Source organism: Bacillus sp. MYb56 (genome assembly GCF_002976445.1).
Classification (GTDB): Bacteria; Bacillota; Bacilli; order Bacillales; family Bacillaceae_G; genus Bacillus_A; species Bacillus_A mycoides.
Map to the genome: position 1 here is coordinate 22,167 of NZ_PCOH01000026.1, position 23,107 is coordinate 45,273.

A 23,107-nucleotide genomic window follows, 5' to 3' on the forward strand; every position below is an offset into this window, starting at 1 on the left:
TAAACTCCTGCGAATGGAAGCCAATTTAATATTATTGTCCTGCTTTTTCTAATGGGTGGAATGATTGCTCAAATTGTAGCCTTGAGGAACCCTCAGCGAGTTCTAAGTATAACTTTGATTGCATCAAGTATTTTTGGCTCTGAAGACAACAAACGGAATTTGCCTCCGATCGATGAGAAGATACTCACTTACCATGCTAATGGGGCCAAACTAAATTGGTCGGATGAAGAATCTGTTGCAAATTACTTGGTTACAGGATCAGTGTTACTCTGTGGTTCAAAGCATAAGTTCGATGAGAAGAGGGCTTATAAGCAGGTAGAAAAAGAAATAAAACGAGCAAATAACCTACTCAGTATGTTTAATCACTCACTTCTTAAAGGCGATGATTCTTATGAGGGGAAGTTAAAAGAAATTAATATACCTACTTTGGTTATCCACGGTACAGAAGATACAGTGCTTCCATACGAGCATGGTCTTGCTCTTGTTAATGGAATTCCCCATGCTGTATTACTAACCGAAGGATCGGGGCACGAGATTCATTGCGACGATTGGGTTCATATAATCAGCGCTATTTCGAACCATACTTCACTCTTATAATCATTATAGGAATCGCATAAAACAAAAACACTTGGAAAAAGGGCTACAATTGAATTTGTAACCCTTTTTTTCTATTGAAAATCAGTTTTGGAGCTGTTACTCAATTATAGAATATTAATACTCAGTGATTGATAATTCTGTCTTGTAAGGGCCGGTACCGCTCGTTATTGGACTATTACTTTTCCATCCATTCCTTTCAAGTAGTGGAACCGACATATTAGTTCATATGTACCGGGAGTTTCAGGTTTTACGGTAATTGTTATTTCTTTTCCTGACGGGACTTCGGCGTCAATTCCGAGTTTTTTCACCGTAAAGGTATGTTCTCTATTTCCTTTGTTTTTCAATAGCAACGTCGTCGTTTTCCCAACCGGAACAGTGATGATACTCGGATTAAAGTAATCATCATTCAATTCAACCTCAATAGGCTGTCTCACAACGTCGGATTCGGCAAATACACGGAGCGAACCTAAAGTAGTCATAACTACAATCATCGCAAGTGAAATGATTAATCCAGTTAATAGCTTTTTCACAGACATTCGTAATCCCTCCTTTCCTAAGCACTAGTGTTTTCAAATTACTAAAATATTATCAATATAAATGGGGTTTAGGCGTGGCTTAAATAGTAATTCTTTCGGCAACTCCTACTAACCAAGTACTAACTGGAATAGGATTTGGGTAAATAAAAAAAGCCTCCACTACTGTGGAAGCTTCTCCAAATGATGTGCAATATCAATATACATATCGGAATAAACCGAATGGATTTCATTACTAGGCGCAGCGTTAGAAGAGAAGTGGACGATTACCATACTTGCTTTCGGATCGATGTAAAGAGTTTGTCCGTAACTGCCTAACACTTCGAAAGCACCTTGTTCATTGTGCGGAATCCACCATTGATTATGATAAGAAATGGAAGCACCATGACCAATTGCGAGCTCACCTTCTTGTACATTTTTCACACTTTCTGTAATAGAAGAAGGGACGATTTGTTTTCCGCTATATTGACCATTATTTAATAGTAATTGTCCGAACCTCGCCATATCTCTAGCAGTTGCATTTAAGCCAGCGCTTGCTTGTTCTACTTTTGTTTCATCTGTAACGTAATAAGCGTCTTCTTCCATACCAATGTGAGACCAAATTCGTTCGCTTACATTTTCAGCTAACGATTTCCCTGTAATCGTTCGGATAATCCAAGCGAGTGTTTCAGTTGATCCGTTATTGTAAGAAAAAGCTGAACCAGGTGGTGCAGTTTCTTCTGCTTCTAGTAACATATCATAAATTTTCATAGGCCCCTCGTAATTTTTACCTCGGGGTAAAATATTACTAGCTAAATATAGTTGTGCATCTTGATTTTCTAGTCCTAGCTGCATATATCCGTGAGTAGGGTATTCAGCGGAAACTTGCATGTCCAGTAATTGCTGAAGTGTTGCTTTTCCAAACGGTGTATTTTTTAATTCTTTTATGTAAGTGTCAGCTGTTTTCTCTACATCAATAAGATTTTCTTCAGCGAGAGATTGTATGATTGCACCAGTAAACACCTTTGCTAATGATGCCATTCCATGAGGTTCACTCTCGTTATATCCATTGAAATATCGTTCATAAACAAGTTGACCATTATGTACAACGACAAAAGCATCTGTTTTGTTTTCGTCTAAAAGTTTTTTTAGAGGAGTCGTATTTCCAAATCTACGCTCCACAGCAAAATCGTCTAAGTTTTGTAACGCGGTAGGGAAGGGAGCAACTTGGTCAGGGATGTTTTTTACTTCATTTATTAAAGTGAATTCTTTCATATGTGTATACGACCAGCGTAAGTAAGGATCGTCCAACCAGTTTTCTTTTGTGACATTTGCTTTAGTGGGGGTCGTTTTATTATTTTTTAAAAAAGTAAACCCAAGCCCTGTAACTACGAATAGTAATACTAGTAACAGTAATAGCAGGGGAGATTTCTTTACATTCATATAGGTACCTCCTTTAGTTTCTATTATAAGTATACGCTCGTCTTAAAATAAATACAAAATAAGGAAAGTAAACGGGTAAGTTTACTTTCCTTATGAACGTTAAGCAGATATTTGTCCGTCTGTACTTTGTTTCTTGAATTTTTGTTTTCGTCCGTGTAATCCATAATATAGAAGTAAAGTGAACGCAACGATAATAGCTGCGATAAAATACATATTATGATAACTTGATTTGGCAGCGACTATACCTAAAATGAAAGAACCGAAGCCAATGCCACTATCAAAGAACGAGTAGTAAGTAGCTGTCGCAGAACCACGTCGATGGTTTGGAGCGGCAGAAATTGCAATCGTTTGGAAACTTGGAATTAATGTTCCGTATCCTAAACCGATTAACATACCTGCGCCAAGGAACCAAAATGAAGTTTGCGCTTGGCTTAAAATGAACATCCCAATTGTGAAAATAATAATAGCGGGATAGATAAGTACATTTTCACCGAAACGATCAAATATTTTCCCTGTAAATGGACGAGAAATGACCACAACAAGTGCGTATAAAATAAAGAAGTAACTTGCAATTTCGCTTAAACCGAGTTCTTTCGCATAAATAGGAATAAAGGATAAAATGCCACTATAAGAAAAGGCTAAAACAAATCCTGTAAGAGCGATTGGAATAGAAGATGGTTCAATTAAGTCTTTCCATTTCATTTTTTCTCGTTTTTGTTTGTTTACTGGTGCTTCATGCGGAATATTGACTAGTAATCCTAATAAAAATGCGAGTAATGAAAATACTGAACAAACGATAAATAGTACAGTAAATGAAAAATGAGAAATAATTGTTAAACCTAAAAAAGGACCAATTACCATCGGTAGACTCATAAATACGCCGTAATAAGCAAGTGCTTCGCCGCGTCTATGAGCTGGTGCTACATCAGTTACAATTGTTCCAGTTGCTGTTGTTGCCATTCCGAATCCAATACCATGTAAGAAGCGAAGGGCAAGTAATAAAAATAAACTTTGCGTACCGAAATACATAACAGTAGCGGCTAAAAATAGTGAAAGTGAAATAAATAATATTTTCTTTCTTCCTAAATCATCGAGCCATTTTCCTGTGAATGGTCTACATAAAACAGATGAAATAAGAAAAACAGTTGCAACTAAACCAATTTCCTCAGGTTTTCCTTTTAGGCTGTCTATAACATAGACAGGCAGAGTAGTCATAAGCATGTAAAATGTTAAAAAGAGAAACAGACTACTAAAACAAGTTCCGAGGAAATCCTTCGTCCAAAGTTTTTCACTTTGCATCGTCATCCCTCCATATTAATGATCTAAATTTTTGATAATTTGTTGTAACAATTGAAAAGCTTCATGTAAGTCTTCTTCTTTAATACCTTCTAGCGTCTTTTCTTCAAAGGAATCAACTTCTTCTTGCCATACTGGAATCATTTTTAGTGCAGTATCAGATAATGAAATCAACTTTTCACGGCGATCTTTTCCTTCAGTACGAATAATCCAGCCCATCGTTTCCATACGTGTTAACGTACGAGTCATCGTTGGTGATTCAACATTTAAATATTGACATAATTCTGTTTGGGTACAAGATCCAGTTTGATTAATGCGGAAAATAACAGCCCATTGCGCACTAAATAATCCTGTTGGAGATACACGTTCATTAAATTTCTTCGTAAACTTACGAGAAGTTTGACTGACAATGTGGAAAAAATGTTGTTTTTCGTCCATGTATTTTGATCCTTTCAAATTAGTTACCTAGCTAACTATATACCTTTTTATTTTACTTGTCTAGTAATAGACATGTTGTTTTATGTGGAAATTTCGTATAGATTTTGTATTGAGAACGTACATTCTACATGGTATTCTTTAATTAAGTAAAGAATTTTCTTTCTATTAAATAGAATGGGGGAACTTGTGATGATTAAGCCTGCAACAATGGAGTTTGTTTCACTATCGAACGGAGAAACGATTGCGTATCAGGAAGTTGGAAGGCAAAATACAGAAATTCTTGTACTCATTCACGGGAACATGACATCGTCACAACACTGGGATTTAGTTATTGAAAAGTTGCAAGATCAATACCATATTTACGCTCTTGATTTAAGAGGATTTGGCCAATCAACATATAATCAATCGATAGATTCATTACAAGACTTTGCAAGAGATGTAAAACTATTTATCGATCAATTAAAACTAGAAAAATTTTCATTAATGGGCTGGTCAATGGGCGGTGGTGTTGCGATGCAATTTACAGCGAATCATCCAACATTTGTCGAAAAGTTGATTTTAGTAGAATCAGTGGGAATGAAGGGATATCCAATTTTTAAAAAAGATATTAACGGGCAACCGATCGTATCAAGTTTAGTAAAGACGAAAGAAGAAATCGCGCAAGATCCAGTACAAATTGCTCCAGTGCTAGATGCGATAAAAAATATGAATAAATTATATTACCGTACAGTATGGAATCTATTAATATATACACATAATCAACCTGAACCGGATCGTTATGAAAAGTATTTAGATGATATGTTAACGCAACGTAATTTCGTAGATGTGAATTATGCGCTCATTACATTTAATATTTCGGATGAACATAATGGGGTTGTAGAGGGAAATAAGCAAATTCATCATATTAAAGCTCCAACACTCATCATACAAGGTGACAGAGATTACGTCGTACCGCAAGTAGTCGGTGAGGAATTAGCAAAACATTTGCCAAATGCAGAGTTGAAGATATTAGAAGATTGCGGACACTCACCGTTTATAGATTGTTTAGATGTATTTATAAAACATGTAGAGGATTGGTTAGACAATAAATAATTCCCGAAATATAAAACTTGCATATACTATAGCATTTGTATGTATAAGGGGAGAGAGTCAATGCATAATCCATTTTTAATATATCATTCTCCATATAATGATCATCAATATATAAAAATGATTATAAATCCGATGTATATGCAAGTTTCACCAGCTGTAGTTCCTTTGCAAGTGCAGCAATCAATGGTCCATACACATCCGATTTTATTTGGGCCTTCATTTTATGAAAATCCATATTTTAAGCATTTTCATTACAATGTGAAAGCGCAAGTATGGGAAGGATAAGAAGCTAAAAGGTTCATTCTTTTAGCTTCTTTTTTATTATGAATATTCGTACACGCATTTGAAGAAACAGTTTATAATGAAAAGTGGAAAGCGTGAGAAGGAGAGGGAAAGGGATGTCGATGCGTTTTACTTTTTGGATTATGGTTGGAATTGTAGCAATCTCAGGTTTGTCACAAGGGATGCTTTTACCGACCATTGCAATGATTTTTGAACAAGAAGGGGTTAGTTCAAGTATTAACGGTATTCATGCGACGGCATTATATATTGGGATATTAGTTATTTCACCGTTTCTTGAAAAACCGATGCAAAAGTTTGGAATGAAGCCAATTATCGTTATTGGTGGGTTTCTCGTTATTATTTCATTATTCTTTTTTACACAAACTTTTTCATTTTGGGTATGGTTCGTTCTTAGATTTCTAGTTGGAGTCGGAGATCATATGCTTCATGTCGGAACACAAACATGGATTACGACAACATCAGACCCGAGTAAAATAGGTAGACAAGTATCGATATACGGTGTATTCTTCGGAATTGGTTTCGCAGTTGGCCCGTATTTAGCAAGCACTGTTCAGTACGGTCTTGCAACACCATTTATCGTATCTACTATACTTTGCTTAATAGGATGGCTTTTACTACTACCAACGAAAAATGCATTTCCAGCACAAGATGAGGCAAAAACTGAAAGTAAATCATCCTTTTCTCGTTATAAACAAGTCGTTGGATTAGCTTGGATTGCGCTAATTGGTCCGCTCGCATACGGCGTACTTGAAGCGATGTTAAATAGTAACTTACCAGTATACGCACTTCGCAAAGGATGGTCTGTATCGGAAGTTTCCTTCTTATTACCAGCATTCGCAGTTGGGGGCATTATTACACAAATCCCGCTCGGTATATTAAGTGATAAATACGGGAGAGACCGTATTTTAACGTGGACGTTCAGTGTAAGTACGGGCATTTTCCTACTTGCAGCAGTATTTGATCAATATTACTGGATCGTCTTTGCATGTATGCTTATAGCAGGTATGGTCATTGGCTCGTGCTTCTCACTAGGGCTTGGATTTATGACAGATTTATTACCGAGACACTTACTACCAGCGGGTAATATATTATCCGGAATCGCCTTTAGTATAGGAAGTATTATGGGACCTGTATTAGGAGGCGTATTTATAGAAAAAATACAGTATACAAGCTTTTTTATTGCGGTTATGATTATAATGGGAATTCTCGCAATGGTATATATGGTCTACATGAAGAATCAATTCGCATCAAGAAAAATAGAAAGTAGGTTAGGGCATGACAAAACAACCTAATAAAAAGAAATTTGAAGTACTCGAAAACGAAACAATTACAGACTGCTTAGCGCGTATGGAACAAGAAGGATATGCACCGTCTCGTCGCATGGAAGAACCAATCTTTCATGAAGTGAAGAAAAACGGCAAAACAGAAGTTGAACCATGCGGTAGAAAAATTGTTTTTGAGGGGAAATTGAAGTAATCAAATAACAGATTTTCTTTTTGATACAGAACAAGCCATCCAATTCATCCTCTATGAATTGGATGGCTTGTTTTTTTACACTTGATCAGTGAAGGAAAATATATTTTCTGGGAAGAACGAAAAGACATGCCCAATTCTTCTAAATCCTGTTTTCTAGACTGTAGCTTCATGTAGAAAACTTTGCAACAGAGCCTTTATTTATTGTTTTTGCTAAAACTTATGTACAATTCACAGTGCGAAACAACACATATAAAATGCCACTTCCTTTTTCATTTCTCCTAATTGGCTTCTTTATATGGATCGCAGAAAATATTGCTACTTTTTTCGTATATTGATAAAATAAGTTCTTGGGTCTTACTTGTTGTTATCAGTATAATGATTGTCGCTCAACTTAAAGAAATTAGTTACACAGATTTCGCACTATCTAAAGAGGGGACGGCAGCGATTCCCTCTTTTTGGAGCCACTCACAAACGTAAAGCAAGAGAGGAGGCTATATGAACTATTCTCCTCTCTTGTTTAGATTAACCAGCTACTACAATTGGAACAGGTATATCAAGTTCAATATCTGGAGGATGTTGATTGGAACCTAGTCGACATCCTGGTGGATAATGTTTTTCTAGCAATCTATCAATTCTGATGGAATCGATAGATTGTTAGAAAGTGGAAAAAAATATCCGTATATTCTGAAGCAGATGTAACAGAGTGTCCTTCCATAATTAAGTGTAAAACCAAAATACGTTGTTTTAAAAAGTTATTTGTTAGAACTGGTTATAAGTAATAAAACAGAAAAGAGGATTACATGTTACATAATTTACAGAGAAGTAAAAGAATTTTTTTATTATGTCTTATTTTTTTAGTGCTTTTAACCGCTTGTGGTAATACGGATGTTAAGACATCTAAAGCTTCATTACCACCGTCTCAATCAAATATAGATAAATCCTTAAAAGCACCAAATTGGGTAGATAAAAGTCCTATTCAACAATCTCCTAATTTTACGGAAGATAAAAAAGTAAAATCGGTTGTGAATTTAATAGCAACGGGTGATAATTTATACCATGACGCAGTAATTAAAGATGGCAAACAAAAAGACGGTTCATATGATTATAACTATATTTATGAAAATATCAAAAAAGCTGTTAAATCAAGTGATCTTGCTATAGTGAACCAGGAGACCCCGATTGCAGGAAATAATTTAAAAGTACAGGGATATCCTACTTTCAATACACCTGAAGAAGTAGGTCAATCTTTAGTGGATACTGGATTCAATATAGTGACTCAAGCGACAAATCACGCTATGGATATGGGTATTAAAGGTGTTGCGAATACAAGAGAATACTGGAAGAAATATCCGGATGTTATCCCGGTAGGCATTAATGAGAGTCAAAACGAGCGCAATGAAATAAAAACGATTACAAAAAATGGGATTCATTTTGCATTACTTAATTATACATATGGTACGAATGGAATTAAAATTCCAGCTGATAAGTCTTGGGCATTAAATTTAATTGATAAAAAAGCGATACAAAATGATGTGGAAAAGGCAAAGAGTAGTTCTGATATGGTGATTGTTATGGTGCATTGGGGAGTTGAATATACCTCTACACCTTCAAAACAACAAAAAGAAGTTGCTCAATATTTAACAGATTTAGGTGTAGATGTAGTAATTGGAAATCATCCACATGTAATTCAACCAATTGAATGGAAACAAAATAAAGATGGACATCAAACGCTAATCTATTATTCTCTTGGAAATCTTATTTCTGCTCAAGAAAAATTAGAAACATTGGTTGGAGGATTATCTTATATACAATTTGTTAAGTATGAAGATAAAACTTTTGGTATACGACAAGCGGCACTCGTACCGACAGTAACCGACTATGCTGATGGTAAGAAACAATTTAAAATTCAATTTTTAAAAGATTATTCGGATGAAAATTCTAAAAATCATGGGATTAAAAAATTTGTAGGTCCCGTTTCTTTGAAGGATTTCAAGGATATTCCTAGAGATGTGTTAGGAAATTGGTATAAAGACTAATAAACAAAAAGGGAATGAGATACAATTAAAAAATTTATAATTTTAGCATTGGTATTGACATTGGGATGGAGCCTTGCTGCTTGTAGTGGAAAACAAACATCTCAGGAAACTACTAATAATAACGATAAAAATAAAAATGAGATAAATGCGAATAAAAAAGATGTTTTACCTATCTCTGATCTTAATGATTGGAGAATTATTCTTGTAAATAGAGAACATATGTTATCAAAGGAACTAGGGATTGAATTAACAAGTATCACTCAAAATGCTAAGCCAAATATGAAAATCGATAGCAGAATTGCAACTTCCTATCAGGATATGGTAACAGCTGCAAAAAAAGAGGGAATCAATCTTTATTTAAGATCAGGTTATCGAGCTATAAAATTACAACAAACTTATTATGATGCTTCAGTTAAAAGCTATAAATCTCAAGGTTTGTCGGATAAAGAGGCTAGTGCTAAGGCATTGGAATATCTTCAGTATCCTGGTGCAAGTGAACATCACACTGGATTAGCATTAGACATTATTTCAGTTGAATGGCAGAATACTGTAGAAGATTTAAATGCAAAATTTGAAACGACTGATGCATTCAAATGGTTAGATAAGAATGCTGCAGAGTATGGGTTTATTCTCCGCTATCCAAAAGATAAAGAGAATATTACTGGCATTAAGTATGAGCCATGGCATTATCGTTATGTAGGAAAAGAAGTTGCTGTTTATCTAAAAGAAAAAGGATTAACTTTAGAAGAGTATTGCGAAAAAATTAAGTCTAGCAAGTAAAAATACACTTGGATTCTATTAAAAAGCCATATCTGGTGGAAGTATTAACCTTCCTCCTAGTATTGCGAAAACGGTGTATGATAATTTGAGCACGTATGAACCAGTTATCGTGTGAAAAGATATATGTATCAAGAAATTAAATTTATAAAAGAAGCAGTGAAAAAGGATCTGATATTCATATCAGATTCTTTTTCATTCGTAACATAGAATACTTGCTTACTGTATCTGCTTAACTAGGCTTTAGAGACTGCCTACTTTCCAGATGCTACAATATTAACCTCGCCATCTTTTTTGTTTTGGATGTTAGCTTTTCTTAGCTTGATAGACATGTGGAGGTAGCCCAAACACTGCGATTGGTAGTGTTTTTTATTTGTTAGCATCTTACAAATTTTGTTAAGATGAAATAGTTGGTGTAGGGAAAATATTTTAGGAGCTGAATAGGGTGAAGAGATATTTTGTTAATAATCGACATAAGAAAGTACACATCACAGAATGGGTTAATAAGAAAAATTCGGTTATCTTTTGTTTACATGGGTTAGGTGGCTCTAGTCTTACTTTTATAGAAGTGGCTGACAAACTAAAAGATGAGTATAGATTTGTTACATGTTTTGTGCAACTAACAAATCAGATGATGTTCACTATTGCTTTCATTTCTGCAATAACGAATTCAATAGATGATAGAACGTATATTTGGTATAATTGAAACATACTACTTAAAATGATGCACATGAGTTATAAAATTTATGTAAAGAGGTAAGGACTACATAACAATAACTAAATTTAAAAGTTCTAGTACATATAAGATTCAGTTCATGTTAAGCAAATTCATTATCAGAAAGGAAAAGATGTAATGAATCAAATTTCATTTGAAGATTTATTTGAAGAGGAAAAAGAAACGGTGGAGGTTGCTGAGATACCAGTACCTTTATCGCCATTGCAACAAGATATATTGGGATTATTTAATTCTGAAGAAATAAGTGCACTTGAGCTATGTGAACAATTAGTACGAGCTGGTAAAATACCCGATGAAAGATTCACTACGAATAAGCCGAAAGCATATGGACAAGTATGCTTACTATTAGAAGGTTTTGTTAAAGAAGGAAAGCTGGTTTTTGTCAAAAGTGATGAGAAAAGAGATAGGGTATATAAAGTGAAACTTTAATCAGTGGGGGGCATCCCCCACTGATTATTAGCCTACACCAATCGGGCGTTTACGGGCAGCTATTCTCCCACCTAACTTCTTTGCTCCAGCCGAATTTTGAGGTGGGAGTCTTACTGCCCACAAATAGCGGGATAAAATGAAAGAAGAAGTTTCTAACACATAAGTTGTACAGGGGATAGTAAAGAAATAAGGATGAAGCATCATTAAGCATGTAAAGAAAAGTTAAAGTTATGTAGGGACTAGGTTTAAACGGCCTAGTCCCTTATATAAGTGGGAAATGTAAATAATATTTTTTGTTTGGCTTTTTCTTCGCGTTGCCATGTTATCCTTTAATAAAGCGATAAATGAAACTAAAACTTAATCACGTGAGGTTAGTTTTAAATGATAAAGAAATTTACTAGAGTAGTATTAACTGCAGTTATGCCAATCGGTCTTATTACCGGTTGTGGGGCTACTGAAAAAACTGAAGTACAAGAGCCGAAAGCGGTACAAGCGGAGAAAAAGGATTATACGGATTACTCATATGGTAGCAAAGGTATATTAGTAAGCGGCAAAGCGAAAGAACGTCAACAATACGAGATTGGGTATATGGATGATAACAAGTTAATTGGGATCGATGAAAATATTGAGGACTGTATTATTTTAGATAATAAAGATGAAGCAGGTTACATTTGGAAACAAATAGAGCGCGGATCTATTATTGAAGTGCAATACGGTAAGGACCGCAACGACATCGTAGGCGTACAATTAGTAGGAGATCGTGAGCCATACGAAATTAGTGACAAGTTTGATCGAAATACGATAAACGAGATTGTTGGAAAAGTTAAAGGTAATTTGTAATAGATGTATTTTGCTAGTATATGATCTATTATCATGACATGGCGAATCGCATACATAAAATTTGAAATCAACGGCATTTTTAATATGAAAATGCCGTTGATTTATTTTAAAAAGTAAATGGTATTCTATAATCTTGTAGAAAAATACGTATTAAAAAATGCACTAATAAATTATTCCCCTTTTATTTATGACGATCGCCGTAAGGTCATTGCCCAAAATAAAAGAGCACAAGCACTAACGGATGCACCTAATATACAAACTCCGTTCCATCCGTAGCTTGCATAAATGTTTGTGGAAAGAATTGCACCTGTTGCACTGCCGATAGAATAAAAAATCATGTAACTGGCAGTGAGGCGACTTCTCGCTTCTGGACGCACTGTGAAAAGCATACTTTGATTGGTGACATGTACAGCTTGCACAGCTAAATCTAAAAGGATAACACCGATAACTAGTAGGAATAGAGAATGGTTCATTAATTTAATTAGGAGCCATGAAAGTAATAATAAGGATAAGGCTATGCCAGTAGTTCTCTCTCCGAATCCGCGATCAGCAAGTTGTCCGGCTTTAGTGGCAGCTAATGCACCAGCAACTCCAGCAAGACCAAATGCTCCGATAGCTGTATGTGATAGATTATATGGTGCAACACTTAGAGGTAAAACTAATGAAGTCCATAAAATACTGAAGGAAGTAAAAATAAGTAATGCTAATATTCCGCGAATACGTAAGATCCTTTCTTCTACAAATAATAAGAGAACAGAACGTAATAATTTACGATAGGTCATAGCTGTTTTTTTATGTTCAAGACTAGGTAAATTACGATATAACAAACCAATTACGAAGAGCATAAGTACAGCAGAGGTAAGATAAACGGAACGCCATCCCGCTAGATCTGTTAATGTTCCGGCAAATGTACGTGCAAGTAGAATTCCTATTACGACACCACTCGTGACGAAACCTACTATTCGCCCACGGTCTTTTGGATTAGCTAAAATGGATGCGTAAGCGACGAGTGTCTGCGTAACGGTCGCAAGAATTCCGACTAAGGCCATACCTATAAAAAGTACGGTACTGGAAGGAGCGACTCCGACCACAATTAAAGCGAAAACGGATAAAATCATTTGAACAATGATAAGTCTTTTTTGGTTTAACAAATCACCAAGTGGAACTAATAACAGTAATCCGAGTGCATAACAAACTTGAGTAATCGTAATAACGACACCAATAGTTGAATGGTTGATCTTAAACGCATTTGATAAAGAATCAAGTAGAGGATGAGCGAAGTATATATTCGCCACAGCCATCCCGCAAGCTATTGAAAATAATAGAGTTATATAGCGGGGCATGATTGTATTGATAGGTGATTGGAACTGATCATTATTCTGTGTAAGAGCAGCTGTCATTTTTTCTTTAGTATCCATAATATCATCTCCTTTTGTTATTAAAATAATGTACCGAATGGTATGTTATTTCGTAAGTCAAATATAATCAGGGATAAGTTACTATGTCAAGTGAATTGTAAATTAAATTCAGTTTCTTTTGACATATCATTTATAATTTAATACGATATATAATATACTGATTAGTACATAAAAACGTGATTTATAATTTAGAAAACAGGTGAAAAAAGAGGAGGGGTTAAATGGCTCGACTACGTGAATTTGATAAAGAAAAAGCTTTGGATGCTGCTATGCAACTTTTTTGGGAGAAAGGATACGCTGCTACTTCATTAAGTGATCTAACTGCTAAAATGGAAATACAAAGACCGAGTTTATATGCAGCATTTGGTGATAAAGAAGGGCTATTTGAAGCTGCATTACGGAGATACACGAATTTACACGCAGCTAGCATTCGAACAAAACTTCAAAAAGAACAATCTGTAAAAGAGGCCATTCGTATATTTTTTGAAAATATGGTGGAAGAGGAATATAAAAAAGAATCAAATAAAGGCTGTTTTTGTATTAACACAATGGTTGAGATTGCCCCTCATAATGAAAAATTTGAAGTGCTGACTAGAGAACATCAAATGTATCTTTCAGTTATATTTCAAGAATTAATTACTAAAGGAATTCAGTCTGGAGAACTGCAAAGTGATGTGAATGCTAAAGCATTGGCACAAACGCTAGTCACTTCATTAATTGGATTAACGGTGTTAATGAAATCTCGCCCAGAACGTTCAGTTGTAGATAATTCGGTATGTATCATATTATCGTTACTAAAATAAATGTAACAGAATTGTATTTCAATCAACTATGTCGATTATAGACACTTTTATTTATAAGCTTTTAACTTTAAGCACTGAATTGTCTACGAAGGCAACAAGTGCTTTTTATTTTCGTGTAAATATGAGCAGGTGAATCATAATGGTTGTCTGCAATATATGAAGATTGTTGGAGACATTTATAATTAGGAATCGGATAAGAGAGGAATGAAAACACTATATAAGCCCCTTCAAAGCCCCTTATAAGCACCTACCAAGTAATAAATCACTAAGAAAAAACAAAACAAAAACAAAAACAACTACAAGAACAAAACAAGCGCGAAAAAATAAAACCGGCGTTGTAGTAGTTAAAAAAATTTGGAATTCAAATGCAAAAATAAAGCCCTCATTCCTATATGTATATTGAAGGATTGAAATTTGCCTTTTTATGAATAAAAGGAGGTGGGAAACATATGGCGGTGTACCGTAATGTGCAGGTGAACTTTTGGCAAGATGAATTCATATTAGATTTAACACCAGAAGAGCGTTATTTTTACATATATTTGTTAACTGGTACGAAAACGAAGCAATGTGGTATTTACATATTACCGAAGCGTTTGGCAGAGCTTGAAACTGGTTACAGTATGGAGACTGTTGAGAAGTTATTGAACCGGTTTGTGGAATACGGGAAGATTTTATATGATGCGGAAACGAAAGAGTTATTCATTATAAATTGGTTACACTATAATCCTATTTTTAATACGAACATAGAGAAATGTGTATTACGTGAGCTGAAAATGGTGAAAAGTAAAGAGTTCCTACATAAGTTTTTGCGTAAATGTCTTGAAGAAGAATGCAAGATTCCATTATTACTTCAGTATTTTGGTATGCCAGAGGAAGAGGTTAGTAGTAATTCACAACAAGCAATTATTCAAGAGAAGGAAGAGGTAGAAAGAGTAGAGGATGCCACTCCGCATAGTGAAGTTTATAAATTTTACGAACAAAACATTAGTAGTCTATCTCCATATATCGCGAAGGAATTAAAGGAATGGATGCAAAGAGTTTCAGGAGATAAAGTACTAGAGGCACTTAAAATTGCGTTTGAAAATAATAAGGGGACACTTGCTTATGTAAAGGGTATCTTGAGGAATTGGTGTAGCGAATATAGTGGAGAAAAGTGTGTAATGGGAAGTTTAGAGAGAAGGAGAAGTGTTTTGAGTAGTGTTTTTTAATTTACATAAATTTAATGCAGAATATACGTTCGTATACGGTGGGTTGTATGCTATACTACAATTAAATAAGGGTATTTTTATAATAGATAAAAAGATGCGGGGGAACAAAGTTTGACTACTAATACATCTCAGTTGTTTCAATATATTCATATGACAGAAGAACAGGAACAATTATCATCACGTTATTTAGAAACGAGAGAAGAAGAGATTTTAAATAATATTCAACTAACGACAATTAGAGATCAAAAAAGAGGCGATTTTGCCGAGCGATTTATAAATGATTTTAGAAAAGTATATAAACAAGATCAGGATTTCTTTCGGTTATTTTATTATTTGCTAGGGGAGCAATTGTTAAATGTTCTTATAATAAGGTTTAAATATGTGAATTTTTCTAATATGAAGGTTTATTTAGAAAAAAGTGAACTTCCGTTGGAGAAACTTGTAGCAAGTGCATGCAAATATTTATCCAATATTTCAAGTTATGTGGATGAAGCGTATGTTTTTCTTAGAGAATTAATAAGCGAGAATCCGAACTATATAGAAGAGCAGTTGTCAGCTTTATCAATAAAGCAGCAATTATCGCTACTTCTTGTAATGTTTGAAGTAGATTATGAGAGATTCCGTACATATAGCTCTTTATTGGACGAGAGATTAGAAGAACATGCTGAATTTATATTGAATTTGAATGGAGAAAAGGAAAAGGTTGAAGCTGTTGAACGGTATATAAAGGGTGAAAGTGATAGGGAATTATTTGTAGGTGGGGCTTTACCAGAATATATTTGGCGGCTATTATTTAGTATTCATAAGTATTCAAATGTTGCGAGGCGATATGTTGAAATATTAGCGAAGAGAAACGTTTGGGGTTTTATGAACCATGCTACGCGTTACATGTGTCAAGCTCTCGGTCAGCTTCAAAACTACAAAAGAACAGGTAGTGTAAATAAGAAAACATATGATGAAATTCAAAGTTTTTGTAAACAGTTTTGGATTTCTGAGGAAAGATTTTTTGCGCACCGTCTGAGGCAACATGATTTAAATAATGAAGAATTTTGTAAGACGTATGAATATGAATTGCTATGCTTCATGGCGAAAGAAAATCCTGAATTTGTTCAACGTACTTTGCATTATTTAAGTAAAATTAATTATCTCATCATCGCACGAATGTTAGCTGAAAAAGGACATGAGCTAAATAGAGGGAAAATGCGAGAAGAATTTTTTGTGGCTGCTTTGCAAATTAAATTGTCTACAGTGCGGGATACATATCGTGATTATTTAATAGGGAAAGTGTCATTTGAGGATATGAAGCAAATACTTAAAAATCCTAAGTATAGAAGTATGTATTGGGGGATGCCAGTATTAGAGGTTGCACTCCTTTGGGACGTAGATGATGTAGCGAAGAGGGAAGCTGTACTTACACTGCAATTCGGAGATGAATATAACGTTAATTTATACGAACTTCTGTACGAATGTTCTGTCAGAGGGATAGAACCGAAACAAGTATTAGAAGATCTTCTTTCGTATGGATTAAGTCAGGAAAAGCTTATCACTTATGCAGTTGAACAAGCTGCATGCTACAGTGAAGAGAGAAACAAGGCGAAGGAAGCGCTTGTTCATGTCATTGTAAAAGAACAAGCATACATAATTGAACGATTTGATGAGTATTCTGCTGTGGCAAAAGCATATATTTTAGAAGAGTTAGCAAAGGATAACATGATTAAAATGCGTCCCATTTTGATCAAATGCTTAGGAGATTCATCTAAAAAAATGCGCGAGTCTGTAGTGGAAATTCTTTCAAAAGATGAAGGAGCTGCGGCAGATGTAGCAGCTGAACTTCATAATAAAAAGAAAATTGTCCGTGAACATGTGATGGAAATACTTATAGATTATAAGATTGAAAAATATATGCAACTTGTACAGGAAGCTTTACAAGAAAAGAAGAACGCCTCTTTTATTGAGAAGTTTGCTCCGTTACTTGGAGTGGGTGGAGATTCAGAAAATATAGAAGAACTTTGTAGTCGTATAGTAACGGAACAAAAAAGAAATTCATTTGTGCAATGGATTGGGAACGAACCACAAATTCGTCTTCGTAATTCAAATGAAATAGCCGATGTAAAACTTCCGCTAGCATATGTAAATCAGTATGTATCAGATTCCGTTATTGAGAAGAAAGATGCGGCTGAAGTAATTAGTACTATTTTGAATGAACAAGACTTGAAGGAATATGTACAAGAAATATATCAAGTATGGATTTCTCAAGATGCAGATGTGAAGAAACGTGGTATTCTTTCGTTATATGGGATGTATAGTGATGATAAAATGGTCGGTATACTTAAAAAGCAAATTGATGAATGGGTCCTTCATATGAGAGGAAAGATTGCAGCAGATGCTGTTCGGGCTCTAGGGTTGTCCTCATCTAAGCTTGCACTTGTGTCTATTCATGCGATGGCATTTAAATATAAGCATAAGTTAGTGCGTAATGCGGCAAAAGAAGCAATAAGTCTTGCTGCGAAAACACGTGGTATAACAGAAGAAGAGTTGGAAGATCAACTGGCACCAAATCTTGGCTTCAATATAAGTGGTGAGAAGGAGATTGATTTTGGGAATAGATGTTTTACTGCTATTTTAACTTCTGAGTCAAAAATTGAATTAGAGACAGAAGAAGGAAAACGTATGAAGTCACTTCCAAAGCCGAATGCAAAAGATGATGTAGAAAAAGCTGAAGAAGCTAAGAAAGAGTTAGCCGCTTTAAAGAAAGAGCTTCGAAGTGCTCTTTCCATGCAGAAACAACGTTTGGAAACTGCTCTATCACTAAAGCGCTATTGGTCATACGATACGTGGAAGCCGGTATTTATGGAAAATCCAATTATGAAGCAATTTGCCATTTCACTTGTTTGGGGTGAATATACGGAAGGAAAGTTGCTGAGAACGTTCCGTTATGCGGCGGGTGATATGTTTTATTCAATGATAGGAGAGCGTCATGAGCTTTCACCTGGAACTGTTATTGGTTTAATTCATCCGTTAGAATTATCCGAGGTGGAAAAGGAAGTGTGGAAAGAGCAACTGACAAATTCCAGAATTGTTCAGCCATTCCTACAAATTGAACGGCCAGTGTTTGTAGTAGAGGAAAATGATAAGATTGATGTTGAGAGATTTGGCGGTATTTTACTAAATGGTCGCTCGTTATTCGGTAAGATGACGACACTTGGATGGACTCGCGGATCGGTTCAAGATGGCGGTGTTTATTATACGTTTTATAAAGAAGACACTAGAACTGGAGTAGGAGCGGAACTTTCATTTAGCGGAGCGCCAATTGGATATGAAGGTGAAGAAGATGTATGTGTATTTGAAATTCAATTTTATAAGGCAGGCAAAGTGAACCGCGGTTCATATGAATACGACGAAATTGATGATGAGAGACGCATTGTACCAAAACAAGTAGATAAGCGCTTCTTTAGTGAAATGTTATATGATGTGCAATTAGCGACCGATTCAAATCTTGGTCATAATGAAAGCTGGCGTAGCGGACGATAAGAAAAACCCCCTTCATTGATAGGAAAATGAAGGGGGTTTTTCAATTTTTCTAAAAGGTTCTTTCACAATAGAAGCGAATAGATTGAGAGAGGAGGGATTGTATGGAAGTCGTCATAAAAAAGAAACGAAATAGGGGAAAAAGAATTTTTATTTGGTCTAGTAGTATCGTTCTTTTTTTGTTTATTTGCGCTATGATTTTTTTGAACATATATACGCTTAGTTCTGTGCCAAAGATAGATGGAACGATAAAACTTGAGGATTTACAACATGCTGTTGTGGTGAAACGAGATAGTAAAGGTGTACCACATATTAAAGCGGAAAATGCGCATGATTTATATTTCTCGCAAGGGTATGTACAAGCGCAAGATCGTTTGTTTCAAATGGATTTAAGTAGAAGACAAGCTTCTGGTATGTTAAGTGAAGTTGTAGGGGAAGCAGCTGTTGATCGAGATAAATTGTTTCGAACGCTCGGTTTACGGCGAGCGGCAGAAGCATCTGTTAGTCAATATGATGGAGAAGCGAAATATGCCCTGCAGTCATTTGCTGATGGGGTGAATACTTTTATACGTGAGGCAAAAGAGGAAAAGAAATTGCCGGTTGAGTTTACTATATTAGGATATGAACCTGCTGAATGGTCAATCGTGGATTCTTTAACGATTGGAAAGTATATGGCGTTTGATTTAGGAGGACATTGGCACGGACAAGCATTTCGATATTGGGCGTTGAAAAATCTTCCGGAAGAGCAAGCAAATGAGCTATTTCCTACATATCCGAAAGATGCGCCTAGATTGCTAGCTGAATTGAAAAATACAAATGTGGACGTAGCACAAAGTTTTTCAAAGACAGTTATTCCACCAGAGTTTAACGGTAGTAATAACTGGGTTGTGAGTGGTGAAAAGAGTGTATCTGGTAAGCCAATTTTAGCGGATGATCCTCATTTATCTCTTGCGACACCTTCTATTTGGTATCAATCGCAACTTGAAATGAAAGATTTACATGTGAGTGGCGTTATTTTCGCAGGAGTACCAGGCGTTATATTAGGACACAATGACAAAATAGCATGGGGCGTTACGAATACAGGTCCCGATGTGCAAGATTTGTATATTGAAAAGAGAAATCCTAATAATGAAAATGAATTTTTGTATAACGATAAATGGGAAAAGGCTACGGTTGTTAATGAATCTATTAAAGTAAAAGGCGGGAAAACAATTCCGTATAACGTTACGGTTACGAGGCATGGTCCAGTTATTTCAGAGTTTGCGGATAAGGGGAAAGAGAAAACGAAAACAGTATTCGCTTTGAAATGGACTGCTTTGGAGCCTTCTGCTGAATTAAAGGCTGTATTAAATATGAATAAGGCGAAAGATTGGAATGAGTTTGAAACGGCTCTTCAAGATTTTCATACACCGACTCAAAATTTTGTGTTTGCATCAAACGATGGCACAATTGCTTATAAAGCGAATGGAAATATACCAGTGCGTAAAAAAGGCGATGGTAGTTTGCCTGTGCCAGGATGGACAGATGAATATGAATGGGAAGGGTATATTCCGTTTGATCAACTTCCAAAAGTAATAAATCCAAAACAAGGGTTTATTTCAACTGCAAATAATAAAATCGTTGATGATAATTATCCGTACCATATTAGTAATACGTGGGCGCAGCCATATAGGCAAATGCGTATTCAAGAGTTTTTACAAGAGAAGGAAAAGTATACGGTGAAAGATTTAGAAGATTTACAGATGGATCAAAAAAATTTATATGGGAAAGAGTTTACTCCTATATTGTTAAAAGAGTTAAATAAAGCATCTTTAAATGAAGTAGAGAAAGAAGGCGTAAAACAATTAACAAAGTGGAATTTTTACGATAGTAAAGATGAAGCGGCACCATTAATATTCCACTTGTTAATGAAAGAGATTTCGAATACGCTATTTTCAAAAGAAATACCGAAAGATGTGATGGAGTTATTTGAAGGGAAGTCACAAGTAGTTGATGAATTGATTCGAAAAGAAGTAGCAGGAGAAAATAGCGCTTGGTTTACGAAGTACGGAGGCTTCACGAAAGTTGTGCATACATCGTACGTAAATGTAATGAAGAAATTACAGAAGGAATATGGACCGAATGTAGCGGAGTGGAAGTGGGGCGATTACCATCAACTTGCTTTTACACATCCAATTTCGAGATCATCTAGTATATTAGCATTACTCGCATTTAATCGTGAGAAACCAGTTCCAATAGGCGGAAGTCAAGTTACCGTTCAAGCAGCGAGTTACGGAGATAACGGTATTGTAAATCATGGGGCATCTTGGAGATTTGTTATTGATACGAAAGATATGTCAAACGGTTATCATATCGTAGGGCCAGGACAATCTGGAAACTTTAGAAGCGATTGGTATCATGATCAAATAGATGATTGGGTGAACGGTGAGTATCATACGACTACACTTAATACAGATGGGATAGAAGGGAAAGTGTTAAATTTAGTCCCTAAATAATGTGTAGATATTTTGAGATGGAATGGTTTGTAAAGGAGCGGGAGAACCGCTCTTTTTTTGAATTATTTTTCTTATGGAATATATGTGAAACATTGTATAGAATAAGCAAGAATGCCAAAAATTATAGGAGGAAACTTGTGAAGAAAAGTAAGAGTTTAGTAAGTATTTTAGGAGTGTGTATCATGTTGTTTTCTTTTTGTTTCCAGGGAAATATACAGGCGGATGTAAATACTGTTCAATCTGGAAAAATAAAATCAGGAAACGTAACGGTATGGGAAGTAGGCAATGTAGCGAAAGTGTTAGCAGATGTAGAGCGCTTGAATTTAAATACGGTGAATGTACCTATTCAAGTAGATATTTCGGATGTAAATTCGGCTAATATGGTAATTAATCAGGCGCAAAAGAAACAAGCTATTATTTTAATTCAAGAATTATTAAAGCGTAATATACAAGTTATATTGGAGCCGTTTCCGTTTATTCAGCAAGGAAATATTGGAGAAACAGAGTGGAACCCTAGTAATATTAACGATTTCTTCTGGAATTGGAAAACGGTTGTTTTACAAGATATTTTTAATTCCATTACAAGTAAGTACAATATTTATGGGCTGAAAATCGCTTCTAATTTCGTGAATATGGAATATGCAGAAGGATATTGGAATGATACGATTAATTTTGTTCGCCAGCAGTATAAAGGAAATGTTTTGTATCAAATGAACTGGTGGTTAACTGCAAGCTTTGATCCTTCTTATGAGGCGAAATTTAAAGAGAAAATAAATCGCCCGTATTTAAAAAAGGTGGACATTGTAAGTATTGATAGTTGGTTTGAAGTTTCAGGAAAAAGAAATCCATCATACGAAGAAGTAAAACAAAGCTTATTTGCGACGACAGTATACAATCGTGGCCAAAATGTCGTTCAGCAACTTGAGACATTACATAAAACAACTGGAAAGCCAGTTTATTTTGGTGGATTTAATGTGCCAGCACGTGAACTTGGACTACAAAGCCCGTGGAACCCAGATGTTACGAATGTGTTTTCGAAAGATGTACAACTTAACGGGTGGCGTGCTTACCGAGATGTATTAGAAGCGAAGCCATATTTTAAAGGTTTTTCAATTTGGTTTATCGGATCTAATGATAGTAATCATTCATATCAAATACATAGTAAAGAAGCAGAGACAGTTATTAATGGCTGGTATCGAAAATAAATTTTATAAAATAGGTAAGTTTTAGAATCTATTACATATATTTTAGTGAAAGGCCTTTCACCATCTTATCACCTAGGGGGCAATCATAATGAAATTTTTGTCATACCTTACAGTAATTTTGGTGATTCTTGGCGGTTTGAATTGGTTGTTTGTGGCGTTAGATTATAATGTAGTTGAGAAATGGTTTGGTTCTATGCCGGCGCTTGTGGATACTATTTATTGGCTCTTTGGTCTTTCAGCTATTTATCAAATTTTCGATCGGTTCTTTACGAGTAAGTAGCTATTATACTTAATTACTAGAGTGTTAAGTACGATTATGTACTTAACACTTTTTTGTATGTTTATAAAAAGCAGGGTGCACATGCAAGCGATTCCATTGCGTCTTGCACCGTAATAACGGAAAACAAATTGACCGTGTATTGTATATAGGTTATAATTCAGAAAGTTTAAAAAATAATAAAAATGAGAAATAGGG

Annotated in this window: 19 protein-coding genes and 3 pseudogenes; 17 read left to right on the forward strand and 5 right to left on the reverse strand. The window is 35.2% G+C overall.

Translation table 11 applies throughout. The annotated features are described in order from the left end of the window. Positions 1-51: 51 nt before the first annotated feature. A pseudogene (locus CQ058_RS23900) lies at positions 52-597 on the forward strand (alpha/beta fold hydrolase); the annotation flags it as partial. Between the two features lie 164 nt (positions 598-761). Here CQ058_RS23900 and CQ058_RS23905 read toward each other — a convergent pair. The 4 genes from CQ058_RS23905 to CQ058_RS23920 form a co-directional block, all read right to left on the reverse strand. After that, positions 762-1,133: a cupredoxin domain-containing protein gene (locus CQ058_RS23905; protein ID WP_002084529.1), complete on the reverse strand. Its 372-nt coding sequence runs from the start codon at positions 1,131-1,133 to the stop codon at positions 762-764. A gap of 159 nt (positions 1,134-1,292) precedes the next feature. Then, on the reverse strand, positions 1,293-2,552 hold the full coding sequence (locus CQ058_RS23910; protein ID WP_002190156.1) for a serine hydrolase domain-containing protein: 1,260 nt from the start codon (positions 2,550-2,552) through the stop codon (positions 1,293-1,295). Positions 2,553-2,651: 99 nt separating this feature from the next. Beyond that, positions 2,652-3,851: an MFS transporter gene (locus CQ058_RS23915; protein ID WP_002128166.1), complete on the reverse strand. Its 1,200-nt coding sequence runs from the start codon at positions 3,849-3,851 to the stop codon at positions 2,652-2,654. Between the two features lie 15 nt (positions 3,852-3,866). Further along, positions 3,867-4,286 carry a MarR family winged helix-turn-helix transcriptional regulator gene (locus CQ058_RS23920; protein ID WP_002033056.1) on the reverse strand — a complete coding sequence of 140 codons (420 nt, stop codon included), beginning with the start codon at positions 4,284-4,286 and terminating at the stop codon, positions 3,867-3,869. A gap of 174 nt (positions 4,287-4,460) precedes the next feature. Here CQ058_RS23920 and phaZ point away from each other — a divergent pair, with 174 nt between their 5' ends. The 10 genes and pseudogenes from phaZ to CQ058_RS23970 all read left to right on the forward strand — a co-directional run bounded on the left by phaZ (position 4,461) and on the right by CQ058_RS23970 (position 11,975). After that, entirely contained in the window at positions 4,461-5,378 is a 918-nt protein-coding gene (gene phaZ / locus CQ058_RS23925; protein ID WP_078175826.1) for an intracellular short-chain-length polyhydroxyalkanoate depolymerase, read from the forward strand. A 60-nt stretch (positions 5,379-5,438) separates the two neighbouring features. After that, positions 5,439-5,663, forward strand: a complete 225-nt coding sequence (locus CQ058_RS23930; RefSeq protein ID WP_002013808.1) for a hypothetical protein — start codon at positions 5,439-5,441, stop codon at positions 5,661-5,663. Positions 5,664-5,776: 113 nt separating this feature from the next. After that, positions 5,777-6,973: an MFS transporter gene (locus tag CQ058_RS23935; RefSeq protein WP_002142467.1), complete on the forward strand. Its 1,197-nt coding sequence runs from the start codon at positions 5,777-5,779 to the stop codon at positions 6,971-6,973. Then, positions 6,957-7,157 carry an NETI motif-containing protein gene (locus tag CQ058_RS23940; RefSeq protein ID WP_000166305.1) on the forward strand — a complete coding sequence of 67 codons (201 nt, stop codon included), beginning with the start codon at positions 6,957-6,959 and terminating at the stop codon, positions 7,155-7,157. The genes CQ058_RS23935 and CQ058_RS23940 overlap by 17 nt, the downstream gene beginning before the upstream one ends. Positions 7,158-7,351: 194 nt before the next feature. Further along, positions 7,352-7,634, forward strand: a pseudogene (locus CQ058_RS23945) (DUF817 family protein); the annotation flags it as partial. 323 nt (positions 7,635-7,957) lie between these two features. Then, complete coding sequence (locus CQ058_RS23950) at positions 7,958-9,193, forward strand: CapA family protein (RefSeq protein ID WP_002190154.1); 1,236 nt, start codon at positions 7,958-7,960, stop codon at positions 9,191-9,193. Between the two features lie 48 nt (positions 9,194-9,241). Then, on the forward strand, positions 9,242-9,973 hold the full coding sequence (locus tag CQ058_RS23955) for a M15 family metallopeptidase (protein ID WP_012261264.1): 732 nt from the start codon (positions 9,242-9,244) through the stop codon (positions 9,971-9,973). A 442-nt stretch (positions 9,974-10,415) separates the two neighbouring features. Next, positions 10,416-10,577, forward strand: a pseudogene (locus CQ058_RS32770) (alpha/beta hydrolase); the annotation flags it as partial. Positions 10,578-10,823: 246 nt separating this feature from the next. Continuing rightward, positions 10,824-11,135, forward strand: a complete 312-nt coding sequence (locus tag CQ058_RS23965; protein ID WP_002190151.1) for a DUF3895 domain-containing protein — start codon at positions 10,824-10,826, stop codon at positions 11,133-11,135. Between the two features lie 381 nt (positions 11,136-11,516). After that, positions 11,517-11,975 carry a hypothetical protein gene (locus CQ058_RS23970; protein WP_002190150.1) on the forward strand — a complete coding sequence of 153 codons (459 nt, stop codon included), beginning with the start codon at positions 11,517-11,519 and terminating at the stop codon, positions 11,973-11,975. Positions 11,976-12,160: 185 nt separating this feature from the next. On the opposite strand, the gene CQ058_RS23975 is transcribed toward CQ058_RS23970, so the two are convergent. After that, positions 12,161-13,393 (reverse strand): MFS transporter, encoded by a 1,233-nt coding sequence (locus tag CQ058_RS23975; protein ID WP_002190149.1) that lies wholly within the window; start codon positions 13,391-13,393, stop codon positions 12,161-12,163. Positions 13,394-13,614: 221 nt separating this feature from the next. Between CQ058_RS23975 and CQ058_RS23980 the strand changes: the two genes are divergently transcribed. The 6 genes from CQ058_RS23980 to CQ058_RS24010 all read left to right on the forward strand — a co-directional run bounded on the left by CQ058_RS23980 (position 13,615) and on the right by CQ058_RS24010 (position 22,912). After that, positions 13,615-14,196, forward strand: a complete 582-nt coding sequence (locus tag CQ058_RS23980) for a TetR/AcrR family transcriptional regulator (RefSeq protein WP_002190148.1) — start codon at positions 13,615-13,617, stop codon at positions 14,194-14,196. A 449-nt stretch (positions 14,197-14,645) separates the two neighbouring features. Beyond that, on the forward strand, positions 14,646-15,404 hold the full coding sequence (locus tag CQ058_RS23990) for a DnaD domain-containing protein (RefSeq protein ID WP_002190147.1): 759 nt from the start codon (positions 14,646-14,648) through the stop codon (positions 15,402-15,404). A 111-nt stretch (positions 15,405-15,515) separates the two neighbouring features. Further along, positions 15,516-18,935: a DUF4132 domain-containing protein gene (locus CQ058_RS23995; protein WP_105590014.1), complete on the forward strand. Its 3,420-nt coding sequence runs from the start codon at positions 15,516-15,518 to the stop codon at positions 18,933-18,935. 101 nt (positions 18,936-19,036) lie between these two features. Next, positions 19,037-21,427, forward strand: coding sequence for a penicillin acylase family protein (locus CQ058_RS24000; RefSeq protein WP_002190145.1), 2,391 nt, complete (start codon positions 19,037-19,039; stop codon positions 21,425-21,427). Positions 21,428-21,564: 137 nt separating this feature from the next. After that, complete coding sequence (locus CQ058_RS24005; RefSeq protein WP_105590015.1) at positions 21,565-22,632, forward strand: glycoside hydrolase family 113; 1,068 nt, start codon at positions 21,565-21,567, stop codon at positions 22,630-22,632. Between the two features lie 88 nt (positions 22,633-22,720). Beyond that, positions 22,721-22,912, forward strand: coding sequence for a DUF378 domain-containing protein (locus tag CQ058_RS24010; RefSeq protein ID WP_002084566.1), 192 nt, complete (start codon positions 22,721-22,723; stop codon positions 22,910-22,912). Positions 22,913-23,107 lie beyond the last annotated feature (195 nt).

Coding starts and splice junctions, on each gene's coding strand:
- CQ058_RS23905 (WP_002084529.1), bottom strand. CDS start 1,133: ATGTCTGTGAAAAAGCTATTAACTGGATTAATCATTTCACTTGCGATG.
- CQ058_RS23910 (WP_002190156.1), bottom strand. CDS start 2,552: ATGAATGTAAAGAAATCTCCCCTGCTATTACTGTTACTAGTATTACTA.
- CQ058_RS23915 (WP_002128166.1), bottom strand. CDS start 3,851: ATGCAAAGTGAAAAACTTTGGACGAAGGATTTCCTCGGAACTTGTTTT.
- CQ058_RS23920 (WP_002033056.1), bottom strand. CDS start 4,286: ATGGACGAAAAACAACATTTTTTCCACATTGTCAGTCAAACTTCTCGT.
- phaZ (WP_078175826.1), top strand. CDS start 4,461: ATGGGGGAACTTGTGATGATTAAGCCTGCAACAATGGAGTTTGTTTCA.
- CQ058_RS23930 (WP_002013808.1), top strand. CDS start 5,439: ATGCATAATCCATTTTTAATATATCATTCTCCATATAATGATCATCAA.
- CQ058_RS23935 (WP_002142467.1), top strand. CDS start 5,777: ATGTCGATGCGTTTTACTTTTTGGATTATGGTTGGAATTGTAGCAATC.
- CQ058_RS23940 (WP_000166305.1), top strand. CDS start 6,957: ATGACAAAACAACCTAATAAAAAGAAATTTGAAGTACTCGAAAACGAA.
- CQ058_RS23950 (WP_002190154.1), top strand. CDS start 7,958: ATGTTACATAATTTACAGAGAAGTAAAAGAATTTTTTTATTATGTCTT.
- CQ058_RS23965 (WP_002190151.1), top strand. CDS start 10,824: ATGAATCAAATTTCATTTGAAGATTTATTTGAAGAGGAAAAAGAAACG.
- CQ058_RS23970 (WP_002190150.1), top strand. CDS start 11,517: ATGATAAAGAAATTTACTAGAGTAGTATTAACTGCAGTTATGCCAATC.
- CQ058_RS23975 (WP_002190149.1), bottom strand. CDS start 13,393: ATGGATACTAAAGAAAAAATGACAGCTGCTCTTACACAGAATAATGAT.
- CQ058_RS23980 (WP_002190148.1), top strand. CDS start 13,615: ATGGCTCGACTACGTGAATTTGATAAAGAAAAAGCTTTGGATGCTGCT.
- CQ058_RS23990 (WP_002190147.1), top strand. CDS start 14,646: ATGGCGGTGTACCGTAATGTGCAGGTGAACTTTTGGCAAGATGAATTC.
- CQ058_RS24000 (WP_002190145.1), top strand. CDS start 19,037: ATGGAAGTCGTCATAAAAAAGAAACGAAATAGGGGAAAAAGAATTTTT.
- CQ058_RS24010 (WP_002084566.1), top strand. CDS start 22,721: ATGAAATTTTTGTCATACCTTACAGTAATTTTGGTGATTCTTGGCGGT.